Source organism: Streptomyces sp. GMY02 (assembly GCF_019056675.1).
Taxonomy (GTDB): Bacteria; Actinomycetota; Actinomycetes; order Streptomycetales; family Streptomycetaceae; genus Streptomyces; species Streptomyces odonnellii.
The window spans coordinates 8499194-8512626 of sequence record NZ_CP077658.1; the positions used below are offsets into that span (position 1 = coordinate 8499194).

Consider the following 13433-nt stretch of genomic DNA (forward strand, 5'->3'; position numbering starts at 1 on the left):
AGAGCCTCCCCGTCTCCCTCGGGAGGAAGTATCTCAACCACCACCGACAAACGACGGCCCGGCAGTCGATGGGCCCCTTGACGACGGTCCCGGCCTGCGGGACGGTCTGCGCAACTACGCGCAACCGATGCCCTGCTTGTCCGGGCATCAGAAGTCGCCCCGACGTTTGGTTTCGGCGAGACGCGCGGCCGCTACAGCCTCGGTTGTGGTGATCTGTGCGACCACATCTGAGTTGGCCGTGATGTCAGGCGGCAGCATGGTGCTGGACCGTGGGTGAGCCGAGAGGACTTGCTTCGAGGTCAGACCCCAACTCCTTCGCAGGTCTGCTTTCCAAAGACTGGCGCCGGTGAGGTCGGCTCCGTCCAGCCAGGCGCCGCTGAGGTTGGCGTTGTCCAGGCGAGCGTTGCGAAGTCGAGCACGGTTGAGGTGGGCGCGTTCGAGTGTGGCGTTCAAAAGGTCAGCGCCACTGAGGTTGGCACGAGTGAGCCAGGCTTTGGTGAGGTTAGATTTCCAGAGTCGGGCGTTTCCGAGGTCGGCGTTTCCGAGGTGGGCGTTGCTGAGGTCGGCCCCCTTGAGGTGGGCATGGGCAAGGTTCACGCGGTTGAGCCATGCGCCAGCGAGGGTGGCGCCTTCGAGCTGAGCGTGGGTGAGGTCGGCCTCCCTGAGGTTGCTGCGGCTGAGGTCGGCCTTCTTCAGGTGGGCATGGGCAAGGTTCACGCCGAAGCCTTCGGCGCTGACAAGGCTGGCGCCTTCGAGGCGGGCGTTCGTGAGGTTGGCCTTCTTGAGCCGGGCATGGGCGAGGTTCGCGTCGCTGAGCCAGGCCTCGGCAAGGGTGGCGCCCTCAAGTTGGGCGTGGGCGAGGTTCGCGCCGTCGAGCCGCGCGCCGACGAGGTGGAGTCCGGTGAGGTCAATCGTCTGGGTGGGGTCGACGTGACGTCGTGATGCGGGTCGTGTGAGAGCGGACAGGGCTGACTGGAGATCAGCCTCGGGACGCTCCGAAGGCCGCGAGACCCGTGCCGGGTGGTTGAGGGCTGTGCGCAGTGCGGCAGCCCCCAACATGCCTGTCTTCCCTTTCGGGTCCGGCACGGCTGGAACGAGGGGCGCACGCTGGCGGATGAACGCGTTCAGGACCTGGGCGGCGTGAGTGGCCTGATCGGGGGAGTCCTGCACGATCTGCTCCAAAGCCAGCACACCCCCAATACGAACCTCCATCTCCTCCGAGCCCAGCCGCTCCAGGGCCTTGGTGAAACGCTCCGTCACCTGTCCTCGGCGGCTGAGACGGTAGTTCCGCGCCGTGTACGCGAGCGCCACCCCGGCACCGAGCGCGGCCACGGCCTGGACCACGGCGAGCCGGTATTGTCCCTCCGCCGTCGTCTGGGCTTCGGGAGTCAGGCGGTCCCACTCTGGCCGGGCCATCGGAACCAATGCCCGGAGTACCGGCCCGCCCCACCACCACAACACACAACACATCACCATAACGGTCACGATGACGATAGTGTGGAAGCCACGACGCGGCTTCCACACCCTTTTGAACCCTTGTAACCACTTCATGGCACATAACTTCAACCCACAACCCCGCCCTTGAGTAGAGCATTTGAGCTGATTCAGAGACAGAAGCCTGCCTCATGTGCCCACGACCGCGCGAGACCTGTCATCCCGCTCCTTCCGTGGTCGCCCATTCCAGCCCGAGGCCGGCGAGCGCGGCTGTCGCCGTCCGTTCTTTCTGATCGGTTCATGAGCTGTGGAGCTGGGCTGATCAGTTGGCCGGTTGGTGCCTCATTTGCTGTGACTGTCGAGTATTTGGAGTGCCGTTCTCGGGGGGTGATGCCTGAGGTGGGCTCTGAGCTGGGGCTCTTTGCGGGGGAGCAGCTGATGGTGTGCTTGATCAGGTATTTGGGTGAGTGCTCATGATCGCTCGGTGACTGTTGTAGTGGTCCGAGTGGCGGCGGTTGTTGGACGTTTTGCTCACTAGTGGTGTGACTGCGGCGCCCCCGCAGGTTTGTGAACCTGCGGGGGCGCCGTGACCTTGAGTGGAGAAGCGTCAGCCCTTCTTGGGTGCGAGTTTGGCGATGTATTGGTGTGAGACGCCAAGCATGGCTCCTGCGTCTCTGACCGTGGCCTTCGCGGTCAGAGTTCGTGCGGCGGCCATGAGAGCCTCAGTGGCCGCTTTGGCGGCTTCTTCGGCTTTTTCCCTAGCCTCCTCGGCCGTGATGATTGCTTCGGCCATTTCGGGATCGGCCGGTCGCATCACGACTTTGAATGACTCTTCGGGAATCTCTAGCAGCATCGCCACCACGTCGGCGGCCATCCTGCTCGCCTCGCTCCAAGTGCGCCCCTGTGTGACCCCGACGAAGCCTTGCGGTAGGTCGGCAATCGTCACAGCCCAGTGGGAGCCATCGTGCTTCGCAATCGCGTTGTATGTCGTTGTGTCGGCCATTTCTCCTTCCCTTCCTGTATGCCTCGCCGAAGTGGTGGGATCCTGATCGGTGGGGGGCCGACTTCGACTCGGCCCCCCGTCGATCACGCTCCCTCCGCCGCCTTGATCAGAGTCTCGGCGGTCCCTTCGGCGATCTCTCGGTGTCGCGGGACGGGAAGAGACACACCCTGCAGGGTGTAGATCTCATGACGTGCTCCCTGTCTCGCGAGTACGAGATCCGCCCCCTTGTCGGCGGCGATTCGCCGCAGTTCCCGGAGCAGTACTCGTTTCTGCACCCGGCTAGGCTACTCGACGCGACAGGATCTGTCTACTTCATGCGGCAGGACGTGATCTTGCAGGTGCCGACTTTCCTAGGCATCACGAGCGGCTGGCTGTTCGCTGGGACGAGCTTGTGCCGGCACGAGTTGTGTAGCGGCATAGGGGTGTGGGGCCGTGGATGCCGATGGTGTTCAGGAGGTGTTGTTGGTGGGGGTGGAGCTGGTTCCAGGCGCGTTGTTGGGTGCGGATCCATTTGATGTTCGCCGGCGTGCGGGCTGCGCCGCAGCAGCCGTACATGACGGCGCTGGGCCGTTGTGACCTGCTGCACATGCCGCACGTCCAGCTGCCCGGTGCCTGCCGTCGCTCCGTCGACGACGGGGGCTTCGAGCATCCAGCACTGGTGCTTGACGCAAACCCATGCGTGCGGCAGGGGGTAGCGGCGTGCTTCTTCCCGGCCCTGTGTGGCCCTCGCGGTGCAGGCCCGGCATCCGGGGTCCGTCGGCGGGATCGTGGCAGCCGTGCGGACCCAGGCGGCCGGCCCGCTCCCCAGCCTGCTCGAGGGAACCTCCCGGCCCCAGGCCGGTAGGGCACGGCGCAGGTGTTCTTCGGGCATGCGGCAGAAGGTGGCGACCACCGCCCGGGCCTCGGCGTTGAAGACGACTTCGCCGTCGGGCCGCACGGTGAAGAGGTTGGGACGCCGTCCCACGTCCACGAGTGCGCCGATGAGTTCTTTGGCCGTGAGCCGGTAGCGGGAGGCGACTCGGCCCAGGTAGGACAGCGTCGTCTCACCGTGCAGCGGCGCTACCCGCACCGCTCCCAAGGCGCCTGCGTGCGCGTGGAGGTCGGGCTGCTCGCGCTGTGGTGGCTGCGCCTGCCGCCCGCTGGTGGCCTTCGTCACCGCCGCTCCAACCGGGTCAGGATCCCGCGTTGTGGCTGCGCGGACGCGGGAGGCGTTTTCGGGGCGGGTGGGCTTGCTGTTCGGCGCGGATGTCGAGCTGGATGCCGGCCAGGAGCTTCTTGGTGATCTTCTCGCTGCCGTCGAGCAGAGAGGTCAGGGCGGCTTCCCGGATGAGATGGGAGAGGCTGCCCACGACGCCGCCGGTGCGCTGGTGGAGGTAGTCGGCGTGCCGCGCCAGGGTGTGCGGGGTGTGGTGACGAAGGCGCAGGGCTTGTTCCATGTCGGTGACCAGAGAACGCCAGATCTTGCGCTGCTCTTCGGTGGCGCAGGGCAACTGTCCAGGATCGGTTTTTGTGATCGGTTCATGGGTGGCTGAGCTGGGCTGATCAGTTCGTGCGTCTGGCTGTGTTCGGGGGCGGGCGGCGGGAAGTGATCGCTGGGCGGCTGAGGTGTTGGTTGCGGTGGCAGTCTGAGCTGTGGGTTTGTCAGGTATCAGGGTCGTTGATCAGTTGTAGCCATCTTCTTCTGAGCGTTGGTCATTTTCTCTGATCACGGGTATGCGCCGGGCCGCGTAGTCGGGTGTCGTCGAGGTGCCTGGCAGGACGGAGCGAGGGTCCCGCAGTCGGCGGCCGGTAGGCGTTGTTACGAAATGCTCTCTTGCCCTGCTGGAGATCCTTCCTGGTTATCTCACCTCTGAGCTGCGGAAACGCGGTTTCGATACCGGGAAACGGTCTTGCTCGGGCTGTACGTGGCTATGCTCGCCTTGGTGGTGGCACACATGTGCCTGCACCAGACGGCCCCGCCTTCTCCGGCGGGGTTTTTTTCATGCCTCACGCCGATGGCCCCGACGCGAAGACGCGTCGGGGCCATCGGCGTTTTCAGTCTCGAAGGAGCGAAGCTGATGTCTGACGTCCCGTGGGCAGTTGTGGCGGTGGTGGGGTTGCTCGCCCTGGTCTGTCTGGCCGCGCTTGTCGCCCACGCCGTTCTGGCTGCGTTGGCTATCCGCCGTGCGCGGCTCGAAGATCTGCCGGTCATGCTGGACAGCAGCGGGCGGACGCTTCTGGTCTCTTCAAGTCGCTGCGGGTGGGAGTCGGGCAGGCTGGCCTCAGCGCGGGACCGGGGGCAGGCCCGCAGGGGCCGGTGGCCGATCCCGCGCTCTCCGACGGTGCGACGTCGCCGGACAGTACGCCAGTTGCGGAGCTGGGCGGGGGAGGAGCGCAGTGAGGCGAGAACAGTACTGGCCGGACAAGGACCCCGTCAGCCGCCGGATCGGCGATGACGTCCTCGGGCGTGCCCTGCGCAAGGTGTTGCGGGACTCCGAACGGCGGCTCCTGCTCGACTATCTGCACGGGGCGCCACTCGTTCAGATGGCCCGGCAGTTCGGTTGGACGGTACAAGGCTTGCAGGAGCTCATCAGGAGCCTGCTGATCAGACTGCGGGACTCGGAGTTCGGGCCCCAACTGCGTGAGGAGCTGTTGAGCCGGACGGGACCGCAGCACTCGGCCCTGGTCTGGGAGGGTGTCAAAGAGGTACCTGTCCATCGGTGCCAGCGTGTCGGCTGTACCGCGCCGCCCTTCGTGCAGAAGGCCCGCGGGCGTACGCGCAAGTACTGCAGCGACGCGTGCAAGCAGGCTGCCTACCGCAGTGCGCGGGCTGAGCAGCCCGCCAAGCGCGCAGCGGCTCCCACCGCGCTGTCCAACCCATGGTTCAGGGTGGTGCGCCCACGGAAAGGGCGGCGGATGCCCTACCGCTTCCTCGACTACACAGAGACTGACGCGGCGTTCCCTGACATCCAGGACGTCAAGCGAGCCGTGCCGGAAAGCAGCGAGTACAGCGAGTACTTCCGATGGAAGCTGTCCGAGTGGATGCCTTCGCAGGGCCGGCCGGAGGCCCTGGGGACGCAGGGGGTCGGTGCCAGGGCTGCTGAGGGCATGGGGAGGATCGGCTTTTGGGTGATGGACGGCAACAGCCGGATGCGAGCGTTGCGGGATTTGCTCACTGTCATTCCAGCACGGGATCTGCGACGGACTGCGCGGCCCGACGGTTCAGCGTGGCCGGACCTTGCTGCGCTCGATTCACTGCTCAGCAAGAGGGGCAGCCGGCGCGTGCGTGGCTCCGCTCGTGGAGCCGCCCCCTCGGAACCGCGGCGTGCGCCGACTGTGCCAAGCGGTCACAGGCGCTCTCGCCGGAGGCGGGTACCAAGCCCGTCTTACCCCTTGCCAGCCGTCTCGTCAGTGCCGAACAACCCTGGTTACTGCCCGTGCTGGAACCGGTCCCGAGAGCGCCGGCAGCAGGCCGCGGGCCGATAGCACGGATGGCCAACATGCCTACACCTACTCGTCGTACGGGCTGACGGTGTCGGTCTAAGGTCTGGCGGGCGGAGGCGAGAACGTGCGCTCGGCAATCGGGGCGCCTGGCGAGCGGGCGTCCCCGTGGCGCTGGCATTGCTCGGGTGCGAGGGCGAACGGACTGTCTGTCACGGCTTGCTAATCCCTCTTGTCGGGAGGCGTGGGGCGGGTGATCGTCAGCCGCTGCTCGGGGCGTTACCGCGGTGTTCGCGGAGAGCTTGGAGGATGCGCGCCTGGTGTTCGTCCTGGGAGCTGTCGGGGTCTGCTGCGGGGGCGTCGAGGAGTGGGCCGAGGCGGCTGTACAGCCCTTCGAGGCCGATGAGGGCATCGAGGCTTTGCAGGGTGTCATTGTCGATGAGGGGGGAAGGGCGCCCGGTCGGGCGGGAGGATGTGAGTGGGCGTGTTGGTGGCATTGGGTGGGTGTCAGCGGGGTGGGGGTGCTGAGTGCCTGGTCCGGGGGTTTGTGTGGGGGTGGGTTCGCTGTCATGGGGTGACCAAGCGGCTGCTGTTTTCTTACTTGTGTGGGGTGGCTCGGCTGTTGTGGGGGTGGCTGTTCCTATGGGGTGTCGGGGGTGGCTTGGTGTGGGTCGGGTCGGCGGTCCCGGAGTGCTTGGAGGATGTTGGTCTGGTGCGGGTCGGTGGGTGGTGGGGTGTCGGGGGAGTTGTTGAGGTGGGGTGTGAGGCGGGTGTAGAGGTCGTCGTGGGTGAACATGGCGTCGAGGCTGGCCCAGGTGTCGTTGTCGATGAGGGGGAACGGGAACTGCTGGGGCGTGATGAGTGCGGCCAGGAGCGGGAGGAGTTCCCATCCGTGGTCGAGGCGGTCGCGTAGCCAGGTGCGGATGCCGGCGGGGTCGGTGTGGCGCCACATCCAGATCAGGGTGTCGTCCTGGTCGGTGAGGTCTGGGGTGGGCCGTGCGGCGGCTGGTGTGAGGTGTTCGGCCAGGCGGCCGGTGAGGGCGTCGCGGGCCTGGGCGGCCCATGGTTCGGTGGTCGTCACGTGGTCGGAGGCGGTGTCGTCGGGGTTGGTGGCGCTGTGGAGGGTTCGGGTGGCGAGGACTGCTCCATCGGGTGTGGCTGCCATGGCCGCCACGATGGCGGGGCGCTGGTCGGGAGGCAGGTCGAGCAGGAGGCTCGGGGTCATTGAGCGCACTCTTCGGTCGGCGCCGAGCAGGCCCATGGCTTCCGGGTCGGCGGTCAGCTGGCCGTAGTTGTCGGCCATGGCCTGGAGCAGTGCGGCTGCGGGTACGGGGACGCCGTCGGCGCGTAGTTGGTCGATGCGCCGGATGATGCGGTGGGTGTCGTCTCTGAGCCGGAGCAGCAGTTGTGCGGCCTCATCGCCTTCAGTCCCTGATGCCATTTGGGCGAGGGCCTGCTGGAAGACGGCTTCTGGGAGGTCGTCGGCGGGAACGGTGAAGACGACGTACCGGTCGAAGTAGTCCTGGCTGCCGATCCCGCGTCGGCGGGCGGCGGCGCGGGGGTCGCTGCCGTTGCCGATGGCCTGCTGGACTGCGGGGAACAGCAGGGCCAGCAGCTCGAGCATTCCGTCGAGGTTGTCCTGGGCGACGCCGGCCTGGCGCAGGCGGTCCTTCCATCGCTCGGCGTGCTCACCGGGTCGGGAGTTGCGGTGGAGCGCCGGGTCGGTGCTGGTGCCGGTCAGTTCGGCGCGGTGGCGTCCCAGCATCCGGTAGACGCCTGGCTCGCTGGTCCGCAGGAAGGTGACGACCAGGAAGTCGACGATGTCGACCTCCCCGGCCAGCGAGCTGAGCGTCGCGCCGGCCTGTCCGAAGTAGCGTTTGATGGCTCGCGGGGTCCGCAGCCGGTCCTGGAGGTGCCGGAAATACGCCTCGGAGAAGCGCCGTTCCTGGTCCGCAGTCATGGACACCTGGTGGGAGTCCAGCAGTGCGTTGAGGAGACGCGTGGTCATGGCGGCGATGTCGCGGTCACGGAAGGCCGGTAGGTCGAGCCGGACCTGGATGAGCTTCTCCAGGAATTCCTGGGCTCGCTGGTCGTTCGAGCCGACGAGGTCGGTCCGTTGCAGGACGTCCAGCAGGGTCTGCTCGTCGAAGCTGATCAGGTAGTACACGTTCGGCAGGTGGCCGACCAGTCGGATGAGTTTGAAGACGACCAGTAGTTCCTCGGGAGCGAGCCGGTCCAGGTCGTCCATAACGACCAGAACCGGCAGGCCCGCCTGCCGCAGGGCCGTCTCGGCGGTGCGTTTGGCGGCCGAGGCGCTGGTGTCTCCGGCCACGCGTTCGGCGACGAGCTTGATCAGCTCCGAGGAGTCCAGGCCGAGCAGTCCCGTGAGCTTTCCCAGCGGACTGACCGCCTGGCCGAACGCTCCGACCTTCCTGCGCAGTTCGGACCACTGGCCATCGTCGGGGAGGGCCATGCGGATCTCGCTGAACAGGGCCAGCGTCAGTGATTCGAGGTCCGAGTACATCCACGGGTTCAGCTCGGCGACCGACCACATACTGGTGTCGGCGCTGGCGACCGCGTTTTTGAGGTGCTGGATCGCCATCTGCAGGACGGATGACTTGCCGGAACCCCAGGGGCCGATGAGCGCGAGGACTCCGGACTCGCTCTGCTCGCGCACCTGGTGGAGAAGTCCGACGGCATGCCGGGCGTACTGCCGACGCCCCAGCAGGTCAGGAGCGTCGGCGCTCCCGTCGACGGGGTCATCGTTGAAGAAGCGCTCACCGGGCATCGGCCCATCCTGCCCGACAACGCAGCGTCTCCGGTCTGGGATCGGCAACAACGTGCAGACCGGCTGCTGTCATGGGGTGACCAGGTGGCTGTCACGGTGCGGCTAGCAGATCGCGGTCCGGCTGTGTTGGGTTTGCCGGTCTTCGTGTGAAGGGGGTGGCCGGGGCGGTGGGGTTGGCCTTGTGACAGGTTCGGGAACCCCGGTGGGGGAGACGGTGCCGGGTCCGGCTGTTCTGGCGGTGGCCGGGCGGGTGGAGCGGGCTGTGGTGGTGCGGCGGCTGCTGGCGGTGGACCGGGGTGAGGGCGGTCTGTCGTCGTTGCACGTGCGGATCGCGGCCGGTTTGGCGGGGGTGACGGAGCGGACGGTGTGGCGGTGGCTGGCCGAGGGGCGCGAGGGGCGGGTGGAGGGGCGGCCGCGGCAGGGCGGGTTCGTGGTGGGCGACGCTTTGTGGGAGGTGCTCACGCAGGTGGGCGGGAACGTCGCCGAGCTGCGCCGCAGGATGCTCCGGGCGCAGGACGAGGGCGGGCTTCAGCGGTGGGGTGTCGAGGTGGTGCCGTCGTTGGCGACGCTGCACCGTGCGATCAAGGACGAGCTGAGGGCGGGCCGGGTGCTTCAGGCCGCCCGCGCGGCGTCGGGCCGGGTGGAGCCGAGCCGGTACGACCGGGCGCTGGCCGAACTCGGCTTCGCAGAGGGTGCGAACGGTCCGCCGGTTGTGGACGGCCCGGATGCCGAGCCGTCCGGCACGGGCGGTGAACAGCGGCCCGGCGCGGTGAAGACCGCTTCGAGTACCCGGGTGTCGGGTGGGGTGCGCCTGTACGCGCCGGGGGCGCGGCTGGTGTCGACGCGGCAGGTGGCCGGGGTGGTGGAGGCGGTGGGGCACACGGTCGCCGCGCGGGGGATCGGCTGTGTGTACGGGGACACGGGGCTGGGGAAGACGGTCGCGGTCGAGCAGGCTCTGCATCTGCTGCCCGGCCGGGTGCCGGTGTGGCGGGCGGTGGTGGGGGTCGGTCCCGGGCTGCCGCAGGTGCGGGCTGCGTTGTGCGAGGCGCTGGGGCTGCCGTCGGGGTCGCTGACGCACCGTGCCGGACCGGCCGACCAGGCGCTGGTGGAGGCGCTGGCCGAGCCGGGTGTGCTGTTCCTCGACGACGCGCAGCGTCTGTCGCCGCCGGTGCTGGACTACCTGCGGCAGCTGTGGGACTCGCCGGGCTGTGCGGCTGCCCTGGTCTTGTGCGGGGCGGGCAGTGAGCGGGCGCTGGCCCGGGCAGCGGCGATGCGTTCCCGGGTTCTGACCTGGCATCAGGTCAGCCGTCTCGACCCGGAGGACGTGCCGCGGACGCTGGGTCTGTTCCACCCGGTGTGGGAGGACGCTGATCCGGCCGGCCTGGTGCGGGCGGATGAGCAGACCGCCCGCGGCAACTTCCGTACCTGGGCGAAGATCACCTCGCATGTCTGTGCAGCCCGGGGCCGCGACCCCGGTGCGGGCGTGGATCGGGACGCGATCGACCAGGCCTGCGCCCGGCTCGGCCCGTACTCATGACGGCCCCTCCCACGTGCCCTGGGCACACCGGTTTCGACGGCAGAAAGCCTCACCCCGTTCGGCGAGGAGAGACGGCGCGATGACGGACAACGGACCGCAGGACACCAACGGCGGCCACGGCGTTGACGCGGGAGGGCAGTGGCCGCCGCCGGGGGATCCGGCGGGTGTGCTCGGGAAGCAGTCGCTGGTCGCGCTGCGGGCGCCTGCGGTGCGCCGCTTGCTGGCGCTGCGGGCCCGGGGCGGTCTTTCGCGGCAGCACGTGCGGCTGGCGGGGGAGTGCCTGGGGGCGTCGGAGCGCACGGTGTCGCGGTGGCTGGCCGAGGCGTCCCGGAGCCCGGCGGCGGCTGCGCACCCCGGAGCCCGCCACACCGGCCGGTTCGAGATCACCGCGGAGATCCGGGTGCTGCTGGCGTACTGGCACGGAAACGCCTCCGCAGTCCACCGCCAGCTCATGGAGCGCGCCGCGGCCGAGGACGGGAGCGTACACGCGCAAACGTCCGGCACTGCCGTGCCCGTCCCGCCCGGCCTGGTGGCTGTTCCGGGCGGGGCAGCCCTGTCGCAGGTGCCGCTGCTGGATCCGGTCCCGTCCCTGTCGACGTTCCTGCGCGCGCTGCGCCGCGATCTGACGGCGGGGGAGCGCGCCGGTCTCGCCCTCGGACCGGAGGCAGCACGCGCCCACGACGTGTTCGGCAAGCGGCCGGCGTCCTGGCGCAACCACGCCTGGGAGACCGACCACGTCCAGGCCCCGCTGCTGGTCGACGCCGACGGCGACCTGGTGCGCCCGTGGATCACCTGGTTCATCGACACCGCCACCAAAGTTATTACCGGTACCGCTGTCACCCCGGGCCATCCCTCCCGCGCGTCGGTACTGGCCGCCTTGCGCGCCGCAGTTGTGCGGGACGATCCCTACGGCCCGGCCGGGGGAGTGCCGGAGCTGGTGAGGATGGACCGGGGCAAGGACTTCCTGTCGGCCGCCGTCACCACCGCGCTCGGCGCGATGGGCGTGACGGTCAAGGACCTGCCCGCCTACAGCCCGCATCTGAAGGGCACGGTGGAAAGCCTCAACCGGGCCGCGGACCGGATGCTGTTCGCCGCCCTGCCCGGCTACACCGCCGGGCCCACCGGGCCCCGCTCGGAACGGCGCGGACGCACCGCGGGGGCGGTGTCCGCCCTGTCGTTCCAGGACTTCACTACGGAGGTCCTGGAGTGGACGACCTGGTGGAACACCGCGCACCGCCCGAAAGCCCTGTCGGGCCGTACGCCGCTGGAGGCGTGGCAGGCCGATCCGACCCCTGTCACCGACATCCCCGCCGCCGACCTGTGGGCCTTCACCCTCGAGGACGACGGCCGGCCCCAGAAACTGACCAGCCACGGCGTGAGCTGGCGCGGCCGCACCTACACCGCCGCGTGGATGACCGGCCAGGCCGGCCGCCAGGTCCGCGTGCGCTACATGCCCCACCACGACCACGAGATCGAGGTCTGCGACGCCCGTGGCCGCCACCTCGGCCCGGCGCACCTCGCGGACGCGGCCGCCCCCGAGCAACTGCAGGCCCTGCGCGAGGCACGGGCGGAGCGCGCCCGGCGCCTGCGCGCCGACGCGAAGGCCGCCGAACGCCTGCGCCGCCAGAGATTCGCCCCCACCACCAGCGCGGAGCCCGCCCAGCGGCTGGGAGCCGTCACGGCCGCCCAGGCCGACCGTGAACTCGCCGCCGCCGACTACACCGACGTCGCACGGCTGGCACTGCCCGACCTGATCCCGCCCGCCCCGCCTCCGGCCCACTGGCGCACCCCGCCCGCCCTGGCGGCCGGCACAACGCCGCTCCCGCCCGCCCCGATCCAGCCGACCCGTCGGCGGACGTTACGCCGGAGCCCGGCTCCCGACCCGCAGGAGACGCCTGATGACCGAGGACGCCTACCAGTACGTCGACCTGCCCGACGCGACCGTCGTCACCACCCAGGCCCTGCTCACCGCGCGGGAGAACATCACCGACACCGTCGCCGCCCGCGCCATGATGTGTATCCACGGAGGCGCCGGCCACGGCAAGACGCTCGCGGTCAACACCTGCCTGCGTGAACTCGAACCGGGCGAGGACGTCCGACGGGTCACCTTCCGCGCCCGCCCCACCGCCCGGGCCGTGCGCTACGGGCTGTTCACCGCCCTCGACCTGCCCGGTGAACCGCCCCGCCACCCCAGCGAGTTCGACCGTCTGCTGAAGACCGCCCTGGCCGAACACCCCCGCACCTTCCTCGTCGACGAGGCCCAGTGGCTCAACGGTGAGGCGTTCGAGTACTTCCGTTACCTGTGGGACGAACCCTCGACCCGGCTCGCGATCATCTTCGTCGGAGGCGAGGGCTGCCACACCGTGCTGCGCCGCGAACCGATGCTCTCCTCCCGCATCTTCATCTGGCAGCACTTCACCCGCCTTACCCCCGGCGAAGTCCAGCAGGTCATCCCCCTGTTCCATCCGGTGTGGGCCGACGCCGACGTGACGACATCGCGTTCCGCCGACAGTCACGCCGCCCATGGAAATTTTCGCGCCTGGGCCCAGCTGACCGCCCACACCCGTACCGGGCTCGCCCGCACCGGCCGGCCCGAGCCGGCCGGGAACTGCTGCGCTGGGCCTTCAGCCGCCTCGCATGACCGCACGCCGCCGCCCGTCACAATGGTCACCGCCCGCCATGACGACGTGCTCCACACGCACCGCCCTGGCCGCCCACCACGTGCCGTCCAGCCGGATCACCCCTCCACCCGGGCCTGGGCAGCACCAGCTTGAGACCGGCCTCGCCCCACGACCTTCTCGCCGCCCTGGGCAAACCGCCCCTGCTCCCGGGCGGCTTTCCCGCCGGCCGTCAGCCCGCCTGGGAAGCCGCCACCGCATGGATCACGGCCCTGCCCGTCACCCAGCTGACCGTCCTGCGCGCACACCGCTTCACCGCCCGCCGCACGATGCGCCGCCTGCAACTGCACCCTCACCGGCCTGCCTGACCCTGGTCTGCCACCGCCCCCACCTGCCCGCCGCCCTGCACCAGGGCCTAGACGGCCGACTACTGCGTCACCGCCGACTTCCTGGGCCGCCCGCCGCCACTACTACGGGGCGGCCGCCGTATCCCCGCTTGTTGACGAGCCCGCCCGGCCGGCCAACCGGTGGCTCACCCTGCCCGTGCTGGACCGCCTCGTCTCCTACGACAGCCCCGCCCGTGTACCGCCCCGTGCACGCCGCCGCCGATCGTCTTCCGGCACCGCCCGCCAC

The 13433-nt window shown here is 69.3% G+C and carries 10 protein-coding genes; 4 read left to right on the plus strand and 6 right to left on the minus strand.

Features of this window, described 5'->3' with window-relative positions:
- Positions 1-147: 147 nt before the first annotated feature.
- From KQY30_RS35925 to KQY30_RS35950, 6 genes are all read right to left on the minus strand, one after another.
- Entirely contained in the window at positions 148-1476 is a 1329-nt protein-coding gene (locus tag KQY30_RS35925) for a pentapeptide repeat-containing protein (protein ID WP_254407747.1), read from the minus strand.
- Positions 1477-2041: 565 nt separating this feature from the next.
- Positions 2042-2437, minus strand: coding sequence for a type II toxin-antitoxin system HicB family antitoxin (locus KQY30_RS35930; RefSeq protein ID WP_217310633.1), 396 nt, complete (start codon positions 2435-2437; stop codon positions 2042-2044).
- 83 nt (positions 2438-2520) lie between these two features.
- A complete protein-coding gene (locus KQY30_RS35935) occupies positions 2521-2712 on the minus strand; it encodes a hypothetical protein (RefSeq protein ID WP_217310634.1) in 192 nt (63 codons plus the stop codon).
- A gap of 32 nt (positions 2713-2744) precedes the next feature.
- Positions 2745-3593 (minus strand): TniQ family protein, encoded by an 849-nt coding sequence (locus KQY30_RS35940; RefSeq protein WP_217310635.1) that lies wholly within the window; start codon positions 3591-3593, stop codon positions 2745-2747.
- 16 nt (positions 3594-3609) lie between these two features.
- On the minus strand, positions 3610-3927 hold the full coding sequence (locus KQY30_RS35945) for a hypothetical protein (protein ID WP_217310636.1): 318 nt from the start codon (positions 3925-3927) through the stop codon (positions 3610-3612).
- A 2570-nt stretch (positions 3928-6497) separates the two neighbouring features.
- Positions 6498-8645 carry a P-loop NTPase fold protein gene (locus KQY30_RS35950; RefSeq protein ID WP_217304956.1) on the minus strand — a complete coding sequence of 716 codons (2148 nt, stop codon included), beginning with the start codon at positions 8643-8645 and terminating at the stop codon, positions 6498-6500.
- 181 nt (positions 8646-8826) lie between these two features.
- Between KQY30_RS35950 and KQY30_RS35955 the strand changes: the two genes are divergently transcribed.
- From KQY30_RS35955 to KQY30_RS37040, 4 genes are all read left to right on the plus strand, one after another.
- A complete protein-coding gene (locus tag KQY30_RS35955; protein ID WP_217310637.1) occupies positions 8827-10182 on the plus strand; it encodes an ATP-binding protein in 1356 nt (451 codons plus the stop codon).
- A 79-nt stretch (positions 10183-10261) separates the two neighbouring features.
- The gene (locus KQY30_RS37270; RefSeq protein ID WP_302185355.1) at positions 10262-12256 is read left to right on the plus strand and encodes a transposase family protein; all 1995 of its coding nucleotides are present in this window, start codon (positions 10262-10264) and stop codon (positions 12254-12256) included.
- Positions 12195-12956 (plus strand): ATP-binding protein, encoded by a 762-nt coding sequence (locus KQY30_RS35965; protein WP_302185378.1) that lies wholly within the window; start codon positions 12195-12197, stop codon positions 12954-12956. Before KQY30_RS37270 ends, KQY30_RS35965 begins: the two co-directional genes overlap by 62 nt.
- Positions 12953-13168, plus strand: coding sequence for a hypothetical protein (locus KQY30_RS37040; RefSeq protein ID WP_254407500.1), 216 nt, complete (start codon positions 12953-12955; stop codon positions 13166-13168). Before KQY30_RS35965 ends, KQY30_RS37040 begins: the two co-directional genes overlap by 4 nt.
- The last annotated feature ends 265 nt before the right edge of the window (positions 13169-13433 follow it).

Bases quoted from the DNA above. Each gene is read 5' to 3' on its own strand.
- KQY30_RS35925 (WP_254407747.1), bottom strand. From the start codon at position 1,476: ATGGTGATGTGTTGTGTGTTGTGGTGGTGGGGCGGGCCGGTACTCCGG.
- KQY30_RS35930 (WP_217310633.1), bottom strand. From the start codon at position 2,437: ATGGCCGACACAACGACATACAACGCGATTGCGAAGCACGATGGCTCC.
- KQY30_RS35950 (WP_217304956.1), bottom strand. From the start codon at position 8,645: ATGCCCGGTGAGCGCTTCTTCAACGATGACCCCGTCGACGGGAGCGCC.
- KQY30_RS37270 (WP_302185355.1), top strand. From the start codon at position 10,262: ATGACGGACAACGGACCGCAGGACACCAACGGCGGCCACGGCGTTGAC.
- KQY30_RS35965 (WP_302185378.1), top strand. From the start codon at position 12,195: ATGTGTATCCACGGAGGCGCCGGCCACGGCAAGACGCTCGCGGTCAAC.